This window comes from Pseudomonas sp. HLT2-19-2 (genome assembly GCF_054898005.1).
The window spans coordinates 3,777,374-3,795,093 of sequence record NZ_CM142712.1 but is presented as its reverse complement, the minus strand read 5'-3'; the positions used below and the strand labels follow the sequence as shown (position 1 = coordinate 3,795,093).

Below are 17,720 nucleotides of genomic sequence, written 5' to 3'. Positions count from 1 at the left end.
CTCGGTCTCAAGCCAGTCAATCAACCCTTGAGCTTCGACCAGATGCGGTCCTGTAGCTCCCGCGCCTTGTTGCTGCACTCTTTTTCCGGGCGCAGGCGCGAGGCGAACTCGTCGGGCATGTTGATGGCGTCCATGACCCGCCATTTGGCGTCGATCAGCTTGTCGCTCTGGATGCCGTTGTCGTAGGCGATGGCGTTGGACACGGCGGCGGCGTTTTCCGGTTTCATCATCCAGTCGATGAAGATCTTCGCGTTGCCAGGGTGCGGGGCGCTTTTCGGCACGGCGAAGTTGTCCTGGAACATGGCCAGGCCTTCGCGCGGGTACACGTACTTGATGGTGCTTTTTTGCAACGTGGCCCGGGCGGTAGAGCCGTTCCAGTTCTGCATCATGATCACCTCACCGGAAGCCATGCGGTCGACGGTGTTGTCCGAGCTGTACATCTTCAAGTGCGGTTTCTGTTTTTGCAGCAGCTCCAGAATGCGCTTGGCGTCCTGCGGGTTTTCGCTGCATTCGTCGACGTTCAGGTAATGACTGGCCGCGTTGATCACACTGCTGGAGGTGTCGAGAGCGGCAAGTTGGCCTTTGAGTTCCTTGCGCGGTTCAAAGAATTCTTTCCACGAATCGTCCAGCCTGCCGCCGGGCACCCGGGCACTGTCATAGGAAAACCCGGTGGTGCCCCACAGGTACGGTGCGGAGAATTTGCGGCCCGGGTCGAAACTTGGGTTGCGGAACGCCGGTTTGACGTACTGGAAGTTGGGCAGGGACGCCGCGTCGATTTCCAGCAGCAGGTCCTGGTTGATCAACGTGCGCATGATCGACTGCGACGGTACGATCACGTCGTACGCCGCGCCACCGGCCTGTAACTTGGCCAGCAAGGTTTCATTGCTGTCGTAGCCGTCCATGGTGACCTTGATCCCGGTCTCCTTTTCGAACTTGGCCAGCAGCTCCACCGGGTAGTAGTCGGTCCAGTTGTAGAAGAACAATTGCTTGGGCTCGGCGGCCTGTGCGGTGAAAACGGTGAAGCAACTGAGGGCCAGACCGGCGACGCCGTAACGCATGCTTTTCAGTTTCATAGGCTTTCTATTCATAACAGCAGGCTCCAGACTCATTGGTTTTTGCCGCGCTGTCCCAGCCAGAAGGCCAGCACCACCAGCACGATGGAAATCACCAGCATCAGGGTCGAGATCGCGTTGATCTCCGGCGTGACACCGGACTTGATCGCCGAGAAGATGTACACCGGTAACGTTGTCGAACCGGGGCCGGCGACGAAGAAGGTCATGATGAAGTCGTCGAGGCTGACCACGAACGCCAACACCGACCCGGACAATACCGCCGGCCACAGCAGCGGCAAGGTGACCCGGCGAAACACCTGCCACGGGTTGGCGTACAAATCGTTCGCCGCCTCCAGCAAGCTCTTGTCCAGGTCATTGAGCCGCGCGCGGATCGGCAGGTACGCGAAGGGAATGCAGAAGCCGATGTGCGCGACAATCACCGTCAGCAAACCGAGCTTGATCCCCAGCGCCATGAACAGCAGCAGGGTGGCCACGGCGGTGACGATCTCCGGCAGGATCAGTGGCAGGTTGATCCCGCCCTCGACCATCTTCTGTCCGTAAAACGGCCGATAGGTCGCCAGCGCTGCGAGCAACGCAATGGCCGTGGCGCAGACCGTGGCGATGCTGGCGACGATGATCGAATTCAACGCGGCGGTCTGGATCGACGGGTTCGCCAGAATCCGTCCGTACCAGGCGAAGGAGAACTCGGTCCACACCGTTGCCGAGCGGTTGGCGTTGAAGCTGTAGGCGATCAGCACAAAGATCGGCACGTACAGGTAGGCCAGGATCAACAGGCTGAATTCACGGGTCAGTGGCAGTTTTTTCAGGTGCAGGGCGATCATGCGGTGGCTCCCCGACGCAGGTTCTTGGCGGCCTTGCGGCTATAGAGGGCGTAAAGCACCAGGGACAGCAGCAGAATCCCCAGCAGCAGGAACGACAACGAACTGCCCAGCGGCCAGTTGCGCGCGGTGCCGAACTGTTGCTGGATCAGGTTGCCGATCATCAGCGTCTTGCCTCCGCCGAGAATCGCCGGGGTGATGAAGGCGCCGAGGCTCGGCACGAACACCAGCAGCGCACCGGCAATCACGCCGGGCATCGACAGCGGCAGAATGATCCGCCGCAACGCGTGCCAGCGATTGGCGCCAAGGTCGTAAGCGGCTTCCACCAGACGCCAGTCGAGTTTTTCCAGGGTCGAGTAGATCGGCAGAATCATGAACGGCAGGAAGCTGTAAACCAGCCCGACGCTGACGGCGAAGTCGTTGTAGAGCAGGGTGATGCCGCCCGCCTGCGGGAACAGCGCGTTGAGGCTCTGAGCAACCCAGCCGTGCTCGCGCAGGATGATCAGCCACGCGTAGTTGCGGATCAGCAGGTTGGTCCAGAACGGAATGGTGATCAGCAAGACCATGAGGTTGCGTCGACGCGGTGTCAGGCTCGACATCCACAACGCCACCGGGAAACCGAAAAGGAAGCACAACAGAGTCGTGCCACCGGCCTGGAACACCGAACGCAACAATGCCTGGGCGTAGACCCAGTTCAGCTCCAGTTCACCGTCGAAACCTTCCTGAAAAAACAGTTGCACGTAGCTTTGCAATTGCCAGTCGGCCTGCCAGTCGACGCCACCGTAAACGTTGCGGGGCAGCAGGCTGATGTAGCCCATGATGCCGAGCGGAATGGCAATCAGCGCCAGCAAAGTCAAAACCACCGGGCTGAGCAACAGCGCACGGTTAAGGGCGGGAGAAGTGCTGCTGACGCTCATCTCAGGCCTCCATCAACAGGCAGGCGTGGGGCGGCAGGTTGACCGCGACGCGATCACCGACCACCCGGCCGCGGTTCAGGCCTTCGTTGTTCTCGCGCAGCATGACTTTGATGTCGTTGTTCAAGCGGCATTGGTAAAGGGTCGCGGTGCCGACATACAACACCGCTTCAATCACGCCGCGCAGGTGATGCGGTTGCGTAGGGTCGACCAGTTGCGAACGCTCCGGGCGGAAGGCCAATTGCACGGCCGCGCCGTCGAAGCCTTGAGCCGGACAGGGGATTTCCACCGGCATGCCATTGGGCACGAAGAGCTTTTCGTTCTGCTGACCGCGCTTGAGATGGCCGGGGAGAAAGTTGATGTCGCCGATGAACTGGGCGACAAACTGATGCTGCGGGCGTTCGTAAATGTCGTTGGGCGTACCGATCTGCAGGATCTTGCCGGCGGACATCACGGCAATGCGATCGGAGAGCGTCAGGGCTTCTTCCTGATCGTGGGTCACGAAGATGAACGTGATCCCGGCTTCCTTCTGCACGCGCTTGAGTTCCACCTGCATTTCCTTGCGCAGCTTGAGGTCCAGCGCCGACAGCGGTTCATCCAGCAACAGCACTTTGGGTTTCGGCGCCAGCGCCCGAGCCAGCGCCACGCGCTGCTGCTGGCCACCGGACAACTCGGCCGGTGTGCGCTTGGCCAGGTGTTGCATTTGTACCAGCGCCAGCATCTCATTGACCCGTTGCGCGATGAGCTTGCGATCAAGACCCTGCATCTCGAGGCCGAAGGCGATATTCTGCGCGACACTCATGTGCGGAAACAGCGCGTAGCTCTGGAACACTGTGTTGACCCGGCGCTTGAACGGCGGCAAGTCATTGACCGGTTCGCCGGCCAGACGAATTTCGCCCTCGCTGACCTGTTCGAAACCGGCGATGGTGCGTAACAAGGTAGTTTTACCGCAGCCGGAAGGGCCGAGCAGGGTGAAGAATTCGTTGTCGGTAATGTCGACTGAAACGTTGTCGAGGGCTGGAGCCAGCCCCGGATCGTCGGAATACCGTTTAGATACATTACGCACTTCGATTGCGACTGGACGACCCATAATGGTGCATTCCTCTAATTATTGTATGCAATATCTGGATGCAATTTAGAAATACCCGGATTAATCTGTTCGTGCAACCCCCTTTTTTCAATGGCTGCTCATCGCCAGGGGTCGGTTGTTTCGCACTAAAGGAGTGTTCAGATGACCGAGAAAAAGCTCGAGACCACGGTCGACCGCGTCTACCAAGGGGTTTACGAGGCAATCAGCAAACGTTCATTGCGTCCCGGCATGAAGCTTGGCGAAGCGTCATTGGCCGAACTTTTTAATGTCAGCCGGACGTCGGTTCGTGCTGCACTCAAACAGTTGGAGGCCGACGGGCTGGTCACCACCGAACCCAACAAAGGCGCGTCGGTGTCGTTGCCGAGTGATGAAGAAATCCGTTCGTTGTTCGAAACCAGGCGTCTGATCGAGATCGGCATCGTCACCGAACTCTGCCGCCGGCGTGATTCCGCCGTGACCCAGGACTTGCGTGATCACTTGCTGCTGGAGGATGAAGCGCACCGCAGTGGCGACCATGAGCGGCTGATTCATCTGCTCGGCGAGTTCCACATCAAACTCGCGCAAAGCCTGAATAACCCCGTTCTGCTGGACTGGTTCCGCAAGCTGATATCCCGCGCCTCGCTGTACGCCGCCGCACTGGATGACGACAGTCACGAAGCTTGCCGGGACGATGAACATTTGCGGCTGATCGAGTTTATCGAAGCGGGCAATCAGAGCGCCGCGATCGAACTGACTTGCATGCATTTGAATGGCATTGAGAAAGCGATTCTCGACGTCGCCGCCACGTTGAAAACCGGCTACCACCCGCTCAAGCACCTGATCGAGGTGTGAGGACTTCGCAGATACAAAATCAGCTATACCTCTAATGAAACCATTGGCACCGGTGAAGCTCGAAACAAACGGGCACGCACCGTCCTCATGCCGTTGCGATCCCTCAAGCCAGCTCATCTACAGGGATATAGAATCAGTCGATGCAGTTTCTAGACGATAGCCACGGGTGTGCCGGCTGGAACGGAGAAATGGCCGGGCGTATACGCGCGTTCGACTGGCGCGTGACCGAGCTGGGGAGCATGGACACCTGGCCCGCAAGCCTGTGCAGCGCGGTGCAGTTGATGCTCGCGTCCCCACTGCCGATGGTGATGCTGTGGGGTCGTGCGGGTTACATGATCTATAACGATGCGTACTCGACGTTTGCCGGTGGCCGACATCCTTACCTGTTGGGCTCCCCGGTGGAACTGGGCTGGCCGGAAGTCGCCGAATTCAATCGACATGTGGTCGACACTTGCCTGGCCGGCGGCACATTGTCCTATCGCAATAAAGAGTTTGTGCTTTTAAGGGACGGCATACCCGAAGACGTCTGGCTGGACCTCTATTACAGCCCGGTGGCTGATGATGGCGGGAAACCGGCCGGGGTCATGGCGATGGTGGTCGAGACCACCGAGCATGTGATCTCCGAACGCCGTCGTCAGGCCGCCGAGGACGCCTATCACGCCGACAACGAACGGGTGCGCCTGGCGCTCAATGCCGGGGCTTTGCTCGGCTCGTTCGTCTGGGACATCAAGGGTAATGTGCTCTCCGGCGATGAGCGTTTCGCCCGCACCTTTTCTTACCCGCCCGAGCAAAACCTGACCGACCTGCCAACGGATATCGCCGAAGCACAGATCCATCCCGATGACCGCAGCTGGGTGCAGGAACAGATCAATCAATCAGTGGAAACCGGCGAACCCTTTAACGCCGAGTATCGGGTCCAGCGCCCTGGTGGCAGTTATCTGTGGGTGCAAGCGAGTGGTGGCTGCGAGTTCAATAAACAGGGCGAACCGTTCCGTTTTCCCGGGGTGTTGATCGACATCCACGAACGCAAGACCGCCGAAGAATCCTTGCTTAAGTTCACCCGCAACCTGGAGCAACGCGTTGCCGACGAAGTCGAAGCGCGGCTGGCCGCTGAAGAACAACTGCGTCAATCCCAGAAACTCGAAGCCATCGGCGGCCTCACCGGCGGCGTGGCCCATGACTTCAACAACCTCTTGCAGGTGATCGCCGGCAACCTGCACTTGCTGGCGCGGCATGAGCCGGACAACGCCAACGTGCAGCGCCGGGTCAGTGCGTCGATTGCCGCGGTCGAGCGCGGCGCCAAACTGTCTTCGCAATTGCTCGCGTTCGCCCGTCGTCAGCCCTTGTCACCAGAAGTCTGCGATCTGCGGCAGGTCTTTGACGGACTTGGGGAATTGTTGCAGCGGGCGCTGGGGGAAACTCTCCAGATCAATTTCTGCGCGGCTGAAGCCCTTTGGCACATCTACGTGGACTGCAATCAACTGGAAAACGCCATTCTCAATCTGGCGATCAATGCCCGAGACGCCATGAAAGGCGAGGGGACCATTGACCTGATCGCTGAGAACATCGCCCTTGATAGCAAGTTTTGTGCAGGCAAGGGCATCGTCGCCGGTGACTATGTCTGTGTAGCGGTGGCTGACACGGGTGTCGGCATGTCGCCGCAGGTACTCGCACAGGCTTTCGAACCGTTTTTTACCACCAAGTCCGACGGCCAGGGCACGGGGCTGGGACTGAGCATGGTGTTCGGTTTCGTCAAGCAGAGTGGCGGGCATATCGAGATTTGCAGCGTGGTCGGGCAGGGTACTCGGGTGCAGCTGTATTTCCCTCGCAGCCTACGTCCGATGCAGAGCGAAACGACACTTCAAGATCCGCAACAACGAGGCGGACACGAAACCATTCTGGTGGTCGAGGACAACGAGGCGGTGCGCAGCGCCGCGGTGGAATTACTGAGCGAAGAAGGTTATCAAGTCCTGACGGCTGCCAACGGTGACGCCGCCATGCAGATGTTGCTGGAGGGCGCGGCGGTGGACCTGATTTTCACCGACGTGGTCATGCCCGGCCTGATAAAAAGCTCGGACCTGGCCGCCTGGGCCAAGGTGCAGACGCCGCCGGTGGCCGTGCTGTTCACCTCGGGCCACACCCGTGACATTATTTCGCGCAATCACCAACTCAGCCCCGACACCTGGCTGCTGAGCAAACCCTATGGTCCCGAGTCGCTCACACAGATGGTCCGCACGGTGCTCAACGGCTGACCACATTGGGTCGGTGTTTTTCAGCTAGCTAATTTAAGGGCCCTTCATGACGTCAAAGCGCACCTCCAACCCTCCCTCAGGCATGGTCAGGGTGCGCGGCGCCCGGGAACACAATCTCAAGAACGTCGATGTCGACATTCCCCGGGATGCCCTGGTGGTGTTCACCGGCGTGTCCGGTTCGGGGAAATCGTCGCTGGCGTTCTCGACCCTCTACGCCGAAGCGCAACGCCGCTACTTCGAGTCCGTGGCGCCTTATGCGCGTCGTCTGATCGATCAGGTCGGGGTGCCGGACGTCGACTCCATCGAAGGCTTGCCGCCGGCGGTGGCCCTGCAACAACAGCGGGGCACGCCGAGCACGCGGTCGTCGGTGGGCAGCGTGACGACGTTGTCGAGCCTGATCCGCATGCTTTACTCCCGGGCCGGCAGTTATCCGCCGGGGCAGCCGATGCTGTATGCCGAAGACTTTTCGCCCAACACGCCCCAGGGCGCGTGTCTGGAATGTCATGGGTTGGGGCGGGTGTATGAAGTTACCGAAGCCCTGATGGTCCCGGACCCGAGCCTGACCATTCGCCAGCGCGCGGTCGCCTCCTGGCCCACCGCCTGGCAGGGACAAAACCTGCGCGACATCTTGGTGACCTTGGGTTACAACGTCGATAAACCCTGGCGCGATCTGCCGAAAAAGCAGCGCGACTGGATTCTCTTCACCGAAGAAACACCGACGGTTCCGGTGTACGCCGGGCTCACCCCCGAAGAAACCAACGTCGCGCTCAAACGCAAAATGGACCCGAGCTACCAGGGCACGTTCACCGGCGCCCGGCGCTACATTCTGCACACCTTCAGCCATTCCCAAAGCGCGCTGATGAAGAAGCGCGTCTCTCAATTCATGCTCGGCAGCCCTTGCCCGCTGTGCGACGGCAAACGGCTCAAGCGCGAGGCGTTGTCGGTGACCTTTGCCGGTTACGACATCGGCGAACTGTCGCAGATGCCGTTGCTGCAAGTGGCGCAGGTGCTGAAACCGGTGGCCGCTCACAGTTACCTCGAACAGGCCGACGAGGCGGGCGAGGTGTTGACGCACAGCCAGACCCGCGAGGCCCGTGAACAGCGAGTGGCCCACGGCGCCAGTGGTCATGCCAATGCGCCGGATGTGCGCCACACACCAAATCTGTCAGTGGAGAAACGCCTGGCCGCGCAGCGGATCGCTCAGGACTTGCTGGAGCGGGTCAGTACGTTGACTGATCTGGGGCTCGGTTACCTGGCGCTGGACCGCAGCACGCCGACGCTGTCGTCCGGTGAGTTGCAGCGTCTGCGCCTGGCGACGCAATTGGGTTCGCAGTTGTTTGGGGTGATTTACGTGCTGGATGAACCGTCGGCCGGTCTGCACCCGGCGGATGGCGAGGCACTGTTCGAAGCCCTGCAACGCTTGAAAGCCGCTGGCAACACCTTGTTCGTGGTCGAGCATGACCTGGAAACCATGCGCCGCGCCGACTGGTTGATCGATGTGGGGCCGGCGGCTGGCGAGCATGGCGGCCGGATCCTGTACAGCGGACCACCGCCAGGCTTGGCTGATGTGACGAACTCGCAGACACGTACTTATCTGTTCGCCGAGCAGGCCACTCAGCCTCGAGCCAGCCGCCAGGCGACCGATTGGCTGCGGCTGGAAGGCATCACCCGCAACAACCTGGACAACCTCAGCGTCGAGTTTCCGCTGGGCTGTTTTACCGCGGTAACCGGCGTCTCCGGTTCCGGTAAATCGAGCCTGGTCAGCCAGGCGTTGCTGGAGTTGGTGGGCGCGCATCTGGGGCGTGGCGCCAGTGCCAGCGAACCTGAAGCGTTGAGCCTTGAGGACGACGCACCGCAAGTCAGCGGCGGTCAGGTCACGGCGGGGCTGGAATCGATCAAGCGTCTGGTGCAAGTCGATCAGAAACCCATTGGCCGCACACCGCGCTCAAACCTGGCGACTTACACCGGGCTGTTCGACAACGTGCGCAAACTGTACGCGGCCACACCCGAGGCGCAGGCCGAGGGTTACGACGCCGGTCAGTTCTCCTTCAATGTTGCCAAGGGCCGTTGCTCGACGTGCGAAGGTGAGGGCTTTGTCAGCGTCGAGTTGCTGTTCATGCCCAGCGTCTATGCGCCATGCTCGACCTGTCACGGCGCGCGCTACAACCCCGAGACGCTGGCGATCGTCTGGCAAGGGTTGAACATCGCCCAGGTGTTGCAGTTGACGGTGGATGAAGCGGTCACGGTATTCGCCGAACAACCGGGTATTCGCCGCTCGCTGGAGGTGCTGCGCGATATCGGCCTGGGTTACCTGCGCCTCGGCCAGCCGGCGACCGAGCTGTCGGGCGGCGAAGCCCAGCGGATCAAACTGGCCACCGAGCTGCAACGCAACCAGCGTGGGGCAACGCTGTATGTGCTCGACGAGCCCACCACCGGATTGCACCCAAGGGATGTTGATCGCTTGCTCGAACAGTTGAATACGCTGGTGGCGGCGGGGCATACGGTGATCGTCGTCGAACATGAAATGCGCGTGGTTGCGCAGAGTGACTGGGTGATCGACATTGGCCCGGGGGCGGGGGATCAGGGCGGGAAGATTGTTATTGCAGGCGCGCCGCAGAAAGTCGCCAAAAGCAAGAAGAGCCGAACCGCACCGTTTTTGGCCAGAATCCTTGGTTGATGATCGGTTCACGTACCGTCCAGCGTGCGTCGCACCTTGTCCAGCAGTTCATTGATCTGGAACGGCTTGATCAGCATTTCCATGCCATCGCCGAGGAACACCTGACGGTTGATCGCGGTTTCGGCATAACCGGTCATGAACAGGATCGGCAGCTTTTCGCGCCAGCCCCGTGCCACATCCGCCAGCTCGCGGCCGCTCATGCGCGGTAGTCCGACGTCCGTCAGCAACAGGTCGATGGACTCGTCGTTTTGCAGGCGCTCGAGGGCTCCTTCGATGTCGTCCACCTGCGTGCAACGGTAACCGGCATCCATCAACACTTCGGCCACAAACATACGCACCGACGGCGTGTCCTCGACGATCAACACATGTTCGCCGGCACCCTGATGATCGACGGTGGCGGGCTCGGTGTCGCCGGCCGTGAGGTCGGAACTGGCCGGCAGCATGATGGTGACTTCGGTGCCGCGCCGGGCCACGCTGCGGATGTGTGCATCGCCACCCGATTGCCGGGCGAAACCGTAGAGGGTCGACAACCCCAGCCCGGTGCCCTTGCCCAGCGGCTTGGTGGTGAAAAACGGGTCGAACACCTTGTCGATCACGCTGTGTTCGATACCGGTACCGTCATCGCGCACAGAAAACGCGACATACGCACCATCGGCCAGATTAGGGTCGCCATGGGAATAGGCGGCATAGGTGCTGACCCAAATGTTGCCGCCCTGGGGCAAGGCATCGCGAGCGTTGATCACCAGATTGAGCATCGCGCTTTCGAGCTGAATGGGGTCGACCAGGGCGATGGCGGGTTTAGAGGTCAATTCGAGTTTCAGGGCAATGCGCTCGCCGATGGTGCGCACCAGCAGTTCCTCAAGGGAACGCACGTGCTCGTTGATGTCCACGGGCCGGGTATCGAGTGGCTGTTGGCGCGCGAAGGCGAGCAAGCGATGGGTCAGGGACGCGGCACTCATGGCCGAGTTCAAGGCGGCTTCGGCGTAAAACTGAACCTTGTCGGTGCGTGAGGCGGCGATCCGTTTCAGAATCAATTCCAGGCTGGTGATGATGCCGGTCAGCAAGTTATTGAAGTCATGAGCGATGCCCCCGGTCAGCTTGCCCAGTGCATCCATTTTCTGCACTTGCAGCAGCTGAGCTTCGGTTCGCGCGCGCTCGGCGACTTCTTTGGCCAACTGGGTGGTGGCGTCGTCAAGCCGGGCCAGGTGCGAACGTTCGCGGTGACGGTGTGCAGTAACATCCTCGACAAACACCAGGCTCAGTTCCGGTGTGCGGTACGGCGAAATCTGCCACTCGGTTTCGCGAGCCTCGCCGTGGACCCGCATGCTCAGTGTGCCTTTCCAGCGCTCGCCATAAGCCAGACGCAGGCGCAGTTCCTCGATGACGGCGTCCTGGTCTTCGGCAAAGCAATCGCGCAGGGCGTTCGGGTTGCAGTTGTCCTGAATCAGCTGCGCGAAGGCATGGTTGCATTCGTGCACCTTCAACTCGGCATCCAGCACCGCGATGGGCGCCGACACATTGACAAAGATTTCTCGAAACCGCGCCTCGCTTTCACGCAGGGCATTTTCGGTTTCGCGCACCCGCAGCAAGGTGCGCAAAGTGGCGAGCAGCACATCCGCATCCACCGGGTGGATCAGGTAGGCATCGGCCCCCGCGTCCAGGCCGGTGATGATGTCGCCGGTCTGGATCGAGGCCGCCGATACGTGAATCACCGGCAGCAGGGCGGTGGCGGGTTCGGCGCGCAGTTTGCGCACGATGTCGAAACCGCTCATGTCCGGCAGATTGACGTCGAGGATCAGCGCGTCGATCGCGACGCTTTCGATCAGCTCCAGGCCTTCGCTACCCGTGCCGGCTTCGAGCACTTCATAGCCGTGGCGCTCCAGGCGCCGGCGCAGGGCATGGCGCGTGGCGACGTTGTCGTCGACGATCAGCAAACGGATGTCACGCTTCATCGACGGGCTCCAGGGTGAGATGATCAGTCAGTGTCCGTCACTTGAGCATAGTCAAAGGGTTGCGGCTTTTGACCTTGAATTTCCTTTGCGATGGAACCCTGTCCCCGGGAAGGCTTCGAATCTACAAGGCGCGACTGTTTCAGCCGCGCAATTGCAGTGACGAATGAGGTACTTATGAACGATGAGAGTGGTCTTGAAGAAGACGCAAAAACCGCCGAACCGGAAAGCGCAGACAAAGCGGTTGACCAGAAGAATATCCACACGGATAACGATAATGAGTTCAGCCCGGGTTTCAAGCCGAGTCCCGATCGGCCAAAATCTGGGGATGACACCGATGCCGATATCGACACCGATGGCGGCTAGTCAGCCATTGAAAAAGGCCGCATCAAACGATGCGGCCTTTTTTTGGCGTGTTATTTGCTCGGATGGGCAGCCTGGAGCTTTTTAGCCATATCCAGATGCTTCTTCAGCGCCGGCAGCATTTTTTGCGCGAAACCTTTCAGCTCCGTGGCGCCTTTGGTTTTGTCGTCTGTCACCGTATTGGCTTCTTTCTTGAATAGCTCGATGGTGTCTTCGTGAGCCTTCACCTGATTGTTGGCGTACGCCGCATCGAAGGATTCATCGCGCATGTCGAGGATTCTCTCTTTCGCCTGCTTGACCAGCGTGGTGTTGTCCGGCACCTCGATGTCATTTTTTTTCGCCAGCGCCGTCAGTTCATCGTTGGCCTTGGAATGGTCGGTGATCATCATGTTGGCGAATTTCTTGATGTCCGCCGATGAACTTTTTTCCAGGGCCAATCGGCTTGTTTCGATTTCCGCGATATTGCTAGCGGCCGCGCTGTCGACGAAGTCATTGGAAGTGGCAGCGAAAGTCGTGCCCATGCTGGTACTCAAGGCAACGGCCAACGTGAGGTGGCGCAGGGTAAATCCGTCCATTGGTTATTCTCCACACAGGTTTTCATGGGCGATCGACTGATCGTTAATCTGTTGAGGCCGACGAGCGGGCAAAGGTTTTATTGCGTTTGCGGCAGGGCGACGAACGGGCCGCTGGTCTGATAGGCGGTCGACAGAACCCGCCAACCGAGGCCATTCTGATAGCTGGTGAACGCAATCGATCGCGTTTGCTACCGATCAACAAACGGAGGTGTTCCATGCCGGTGCCACACGACCTTTATCAGGACCTCAGACTTTCAAAGGAAGATATCCAGCAAAAACGCACCAAGGATCCGTTACTGGATTCACTGATCAACAAGTATTCACAGGCGGACGCCGAGGTCGTAAAGGCGGAAACCGCCCAATCGGATGCGCCCAGCGATGACGCACTGAAGAAACTCAAGGAGAAGCGCGTGCAGGTTAAGCAAAAAATCGTTGATCGGCTCCAGACGCCGTCCTGACGCGCCCTGTCTGGTCACCGACGATCGGTGACTGAAAAAGTGGAACGGTGATAAATACCGGCACCTCGAATGTTCAGAGTCCGAATTTACGGCTCCATGCGAGGTGCCTCATGACCGATCCACTCATTCCCGGCAAAGAAAAGTTCCCCAGTGAAGAGCAGGGTGGCTACGATCCCATCCCGATGGACGAGGATGACTCCACCGCCATGGATCCGGTTTGATTTGCGTTACTTCTGGAGCGCGGTACTCAACGGCAACCGCGCCATGTTTTTCGCCTTCAACGACCCGAAATACAACCAATCCCCATACTCGCGAACGGTTGTGATTGGCGAGTAATTGTCGCGGCTACCGTCCTGCAAGTTGGCGATTACTTTACCGTCCAGATCCAGGCCCAGCGCGAAGGCACGTTTCTCCACCGGTTCAGGCAGGACAGTCATTGCGCGCACGATCATCTTGCGCACGAATGGATGCGGCGCGGTGGCATCGAGCAGTGCGTTGCGTGGTGCATAAAGCGCTACCCAGAAGCGGTCGCGACCATTGAACGCGAGGTTGTCCGGCAACCCTGGCAGGTTGTCGATGAACAGATCGTGGGTGCCGGTTTTCGGCCCGCTCAACCAGTAACGACTGATGCGATAGGCGCCCGTTTCGTTAACCAGCACATAGGCATCGTCCGGTCCCAGAGTCACGCCGTTGGCGAACTCCAGCTTATCCAGCAAGACTGCCGTCTTGCCGGTCTGGAAGTCATAACGCAGCAAGCGGCCGTCACCGCCGTGCTCGATGATCGCTTCGCCGTCCCTGCCATAGCCAAAGCGGCTGGAGGCATCACTGAAATAGGCATAGTGCCCGGACTTGTCGATGACCACGTCGTCGGTGAAACCGAAAGGCACACCATTGGCCGCAGTGGTCAATGGAATCAATCGGCCCTGGGCGTCCAGTGACAGCAAGCCCTTGACCCCATCTGCAATCACCAGCAGACCGTTGGGGTGTCGGGCCAGGCCCAGGGGTCTGCCGCCCGTATCGGCCATGACCTTGGTGATCTTGCCGTCGAGGCTGGTGCGTAGCAGTCGGCCGTCATGCAAACCCGTGATGAGGACGTCTTCTTCCAGCAGCAACGCTTCCGGCCCGTCGATATCCGCGGCGCCGACGCGCTCCACACCTCTAAGGCGCTGATTGTCGGCGTAGATTCCGCTGGTGAGGGAGGGCGCCAGCGGCGGGGCCCAGGCCACCGGTTGAACCTTCGTCGGCATCAGCAGCAGAAAGGCACCGATGGCCACGATCACCAGCAACACCACATGGCGAAACTTGACGGTTCGACTCACGTGCTGACTCCTGCCGGGGCCCACTGTTTTTGCGCCATCTCGCGCAACGCCAGCATCGACGCTGCCGACTCACGATCGATGCGCCGCTTGAGCAGCAGTCGATTGGCAATGCGCATCGCCAGGCTGCTGAACTGATATTCCAGGGTGCGGACAAAACGTGTGCTGTCGCCCAAGGCTTCGCACTCGTAAGTCACCACTAAAGACAACCCGTGATCGCCACGGGCCCAGGCACTCCAGCGGTGTCCTGGCAGGTATTCGTTAACCTCCCAGATCAAGTGTCCCTCACGCCCGCCAGCCTTGATGTCTTCCTCAAACCGCGCCCCGGCATGCAGCGGACCGTTCTGGCCATCAACCTTGAGCGACGATGGATGCCACTCCGGCCAACGGGTCACGGTGCTGGCGTAGGCGAGCACGTCAATCGGGTTTCCAGCGATGTCGATCTGATGCTGCATGCGCGTCATGGGCGTTCTCGTCAGGTGCAGGTCGGTCGGCTCCGGTTCCCAATAGAGGGTGCCGAACAGGTAGTCCATCAACGGGAAAACGATGTTGAAATTGCGTTCCTGCATCAGCTCACGACGGTGATGCAGTTCATGCAGACGGCGCATCTGGCGGATCCACGGCAAACGTGTGACGGGGTTCTCGGGTGGCAGGTGCTCGCAGGCGTGGAACACTTCATAGGTCAGGTAACCGAGGACCAGGCAGCCGCCGAACATACCGGCGACGTTGGCATCGAACTGCTTGAGCAGCCACCAGATGGGCAGGGTGATGACAACCGTGTGCAATACGATCAGCCAGGCCGGAAACAGAATTACCCGCCAGTCCCGGGCGTTGTCGTAGGTCATGTGGCCGGGGGCGAAAAAACTGTGGTGGTCGCCCGCGTGGCGGGCGTAGAACATCCGCGCGAAACTTTTTTTGTGATGCCCAAGGTGCCGATGCACCCTGTACACGGCAAAGTTGAAGAACAGCAGGGTCAGCGGCATTGCCAGCCATTGCAGTGGCTGAACCTGATGCACGGTGCTCCAGAATCCGCCAATGGCCAGCACCCCGAACAGCAGTACAAATGCGCCGTGCAGCCATGGGTTGTAGAGCGGATGAATATCAGCGCGGTAGCGGGCGCGGAATCCTTCGGTCGTCTGCCTCACTGCGTTCACCTGTGGTTATTGTTATCTCCAGCAGATTAGACGATCCCGTCGTTTAAGACGGGCCGAACAGTACACCACTTTACAGATAACTCTGGACCACCCAGGTGCGGAAGTAGCCACTGCCACCGTTTTCCAGAATGTACTGTAAGTCCAGCGCCAGTCATCAGACGGGATGGTCGGCGCTAGTGGCGTTGTTGTTGCAAATCTGATCATCGTTCAAAACGCAAAACACGAACAGCCAAACGCTCCCCAGAATCCCTGAAAGTCACTGACCGGTGCTGACGACAACCGCGCCCGTTCATGGCTATGGGCATGCACCGCGCAAGCCCCGACACATTGATGAACCTGCGCCGTCAGCGGCGCCAGTTTCCAATGACCGGGTACTTTGGCCACTGGCGACCATTCAGGCACCACCGGGATTGGAGGCGGCCCGAGTTTTTCAAACTCGACGCTGCCGTAGACGATCTTACCGTCGACGATGGTCAGGACCGATTCGATCCATCTGACGGCTTCATCCTCGATGTGGAAGTAGTCCGCCGACAGCGCAATCAGGTCCGCCAGTTGTCCGACCTTGATCTGGCCTTTTTTTCCTTGCTCAGAGGAAAACCAAGCGCTGCCGTGGGTGAAGAGTTCCAGCGCGGTATCGCGGCTCAAGCCTTGCGGATACAACGCCAGACCACCGACGGTGCGACCGCTGACCAGCCAATACATCGACGTCCAGGGGTTGTAGCTGGACACACGCGTGGCATCGGTGCCGGCGCCGACCGGTATACCCTCGGCCAGCATTCGGGCGATGGGTGGCGTATGTTCAGCAGCCTTGGCGCCGTAACGGTCGACGAAGTATTCGCCCTGAAATGCCATGCGATCCTGTATCGCGATGCCGCCGCCGAGGGCTTTCACTCGTTCGATGTTCTGTGGGGTGATGGTTTCGGCGTGGTCGAAGAACCACGGCAAACCATCGAACGGAATGTCGCGGTTAACCTTCTCGAACACGTCGAGCATGCGGCTGATGGATTCGTTGTACGTGGCGTGCAAACGGAACGGCCAGCGCTGTTCCACCAAATGGCGGACCACCGGTTCCAGTTCCTGCTCCATGGTTTGCGGCAGGTCGGGGCGTGGCTCGAGGAAGTCCTCGAAGTCTGCCGCCGAGAACACCAGCATTTCCCCGGCACCGTTGTGCCGTAGAAAGTCATCGCCCTGACCGTAGTGGGAGGTGCTGGTCCAGTTCTTGAAGTCGGTCAGCTCTTCCTTGGGTTTCTGCGTGAACAGGTTGTAGGCAATGCGCACCGTGAGCTGTTGGTCTTTGGCCAGTTGCTGGATGACTTGATAGTCGTCCGGATAATTCTGATAACCGCCGCCGGCATCGATGGCGCTGGTGACGCCGAGGCGATTGAGTTCACGCATGAATTGGCGGGTCGAGTTGACCTGATATTCCAGCGGCAGTTTCGGCCCTTTGGCCAGGGTCGAGTAGAGAATCATCGCGTTAGGGCGGGCGATCAGCATGCCCGTCGGGTCGCCATTGGCATCGCGCTGGATTTCGCCACCCGGCGGGTTCGGCGTGTCGCGGGTATAACCGACCACTTTCAACGCCGCACGGTTGAGCAGCGCGCGGTCGTAGAGGTGCAGGACGAACACCGGGGTATCCGGCGCAGCCTTGTTCAGTTCGTCGAGGGTCGGCAGGCGCTTCTCGGCAAACTGGAATTCATTCCAGCCACCGACCACCCGCACCCATTGCGGCGTGGGTGTGCGGTCTGCCTGATCCTTGAGCATGCGCAGCGCGTCGACCAGTGAAGGGACGCCTTCCCAGCGCAGTTCGAGGTTGTAGTTGAGGCCACCACGGATCAGGTGCAGGTGCGAGTCGTTAAGGCCTGGAATCACCGTGCGACCGTGCAGGTCAATGATTTGCGTGCCGGGGCCCTGCAGGGCCATGGCCTGGGCATCGCTGCCGACCACCACGAAGCGTCCGTCCTTGATCGCGACGGCACTGGCCTGAGGTTTTTTGCGGTCGACGGTGTGCAGGCGTCCGTTGTACAGGATGAGGTCGGCGGGGGCGTCGGGCATGGTTTTACTCCCTGCGGTTAGCGGGCTGATCCAGGCACCGACGGCACCTGCCGAAAGGCCTTGCAATACACGTCGGCGATTAAATCCGTCGTGGTCGTCAGGTGGGCTCATGGGCAGTGCTCCGCGCAAAGGCTCTTCAAAAAGAAGCGAGGGCAAACAGCCGATGTCTGACGCATGCGGCCAGAAGGAATATAGACG

General features: G+C 59.9%; 14 protein-coding genes. 5 read left to right on the top strand and 9 right to left on the bottom strand.

Features of this window, described 5'->3' with window-relative positions; genetic code table 11:
* Nucleotides 1–20: 20 nt before the first annotated feature.
* From ACYZTU_RS17625 to ACYZTU_RS17610, 4 genes are read right to left on the bottom strand one after another with little or no spacing between them, the layout of a single operon-like run.
* On the bottom strand, nt 21–1,073 hold the full coding sequence (locus tag ACYZTU_RS17625) for an extracellular solute-binding protein (RefSeq protein ID WP_461971080.1): 1,053 nt from the start codon (nt 1,071–1,073) through the stop codon (nt 21–23).
* A gap of 32 nt (nt 1,074–1,105) precedes the next feature.
* Nucleotides 1,106–1,894 (bottom strand): ABC transporter permease, encoded by a 789-nt coding sequence (locus ACYZTU_RS17620; protein WP_461964514.1) that lies wholly within the window; start codon nt 1,892–1,894, stop codon nt 1,106–1,108.
* Nucleotides 1,891–2,808: an ABC transporter permease gene (locus ACYZTU_RS17615; protein ID WP_449643531.1), complete on the bottom strand. Its 918-nt coding sequence runs from the start codon at nt 2,806–2,808 to the stop codon at nt 1,891–1,893. The genes ACYZTU_RS17620 and ACYZTU_RS17615 overlap by 4 nt, the downstream gene beginning before the upstream one ends.
* A gap of 1 nt (nt 2,809) precedes the next feature.
* The gene (locus ACYZTU_RS17610) at nt 2,810–3,895 is read right to left on the bottom strand and encodes an ABC transporter ATP-binding protein (protein ID WP_461964513.1); all 1,086 of its coding nucleotides are present in this window, start codon (nt 3,893–3,895) and stop codon (nt 2,810–2,812) included.
* A 141-nt stretch (nt 3,896–4,036) separates the two neighbouring features.
* On the opposite strand from ACYZTU_RS17610, the gene ACYZTU_RS17605 reads away from it, so the two are divergent.
* From ACYZTU_RS17605 to ACYZTU_RS17595, 3 genes are all read left to right on the top strand, one after another.
* A complete protein-coding gene (locus tag ACYZTU_RS17605; RefSeq protein WP_461964511.1) occupies nt 4,037–4,726 on the top strand; it encodes a GntR family transcriptional regulator in 690 nt (229 codons plus the stop codon).
* Nucleotides 4,727–4,866: 140 nt separating this feature from the next.
* Nucleotides 4,867–6,978 (top strand): hybrid sensor histidine kinase/response regulator, encoded by a 2,112-nt coding sequence (locus ACYZTU_RS17600; RefSeq protein ID WP_461964510.1) that lies wholly within the window; start codon nt 4,867–4,869, stop codon nt 6,976–6,978.
* A 46-nt stretch (nt 6,979–7,024) separates the two neighbouring features.
* Nucleotides 7,025–9,655 carry an excinuclease ABC subunit UvrA gene (locus ACYZTU_RS17595; protein WP_461964508.1) on the top strand — a complete coding sequence of 877 codons (2,631 nt, stop codon included), beginning with the start codon at nt 7,025–7,027 and terminating at the stop codon, nt 9,653–9,655.
* A gap of 8 nt (nt 9,656–9,663) precedes the next feature.
* Here ACYZTU_RS17595 and ACYZTU_RS17590 read toward each other — a convergent pair whose 3' ends face one another.
* The gene (locus tag ACYZTU_RS17590; protein ID WP_461964506.1) at nt 9,664–11,607 is read right to left on the bottom strand and encodes a response regulator; all 1,944 of its coding nucleotides are present in this window, start codon (nt 11,605–11,607) and stop codon (nt 9,664–9,666) included.
* Between the two features lie 174 nt (nt 11,608–11,781).
* Here ACYZTU_RS17590 and ACYZTU_RS17585 point away from each other — a divergent pair, with 174 nt between their 5' ends.
* A complete protein-coding gene (locus tag ACYZTU_RS17585; RefSeq protein WP_449643630.1) occupies nt 11,782–11,970 on the top strand; it encodes a hypothetical protein in 189 nt (62 codons plus the stop codon).
* A 50-nt stretch (nt 11,971–12,020) separates the two neighbouring features.
* On the opposite strand, the gene ACYZTU_RS17580 is transcribed toward ACYZTU_RS17585, so the two are convergent.
* The gene (locus ACYZTU_RS17580) at nt 12,021–12,542 is read right to left on the bottom strand and encodes a DUF4142 domain-containing protein (protein ID WP_461964505.1); all 522 of its coding nucleotides are present in this window, start codon (nt 12,540–12,542) and stop codon (nt 12,021–12,023) included.
* Nucleotides 12,543–12,757: 215 nt separating this feature from the next.
* Here ACYZTU_RS17580 and ACYZTU_RS17575 point away from each other — a divergent pair, with 215 nt between their 5' ends.
* Nucleotides 12,758–13,000, top strand: coding sequence for a hypothetical protein (locus ACYZTU_RS17575; RefSeq protein ID WP_461964503.1), 243 nt, complete (start codon nt 12,758–12,760; stop codon nt 12,998–13,000).
* A 227-nt stretch (nt 13,001–13,227) separates the two neighbouring features.
* Here the strand turns inward: ACYZTU_RS17575 and ACYZTU_RS17570 are convergent, their stop codons facing one another.
* The 3 genes from ACYZTU_RS17570 to ACYZTU_RS17560 form a co-directional block, all read right to left on the bottom strand.
* A complete protein-coding gene (locus tag ACYZTU_RS17570; protein WP_461964502.1) occupies nt 13,228–14,319 on the bottom strand; it encodes an SMP-30/gluconolactonase/LRE family protein in 1,092 nt (363 codons plus the stop codon).
* Complete coding sequence (locus ACYZTU_RS17565; protein ID WP_461964500.1) at nt 14,316–15,461, bottom strand: SRPBCC family protein; 1,146 nt, start codon at nt 15,459–15,461, stop codon at nt 14,316–14,318. The genes ACYZTU_RS17570 and ACYZTU_RS17565 overlap by 4 nt, the downstream gene beginning before the upstream one ends.
* Before the next feature lie 216 nt (nt 15,462–15,677).
* On the bottom strand, nt 15,678–17,522 hold the full coding sequence (locus ACYZTU_RS17560) for an amidohydrolase (RefSeq protein WP_461971078.1): 1,845 nt from the start codon (nt 17,520–17,522) through the stop codon (nt 15,678–15,680).
* Nucleotides 17,523–17,720 lie beyond the last annotated feature (198 nt).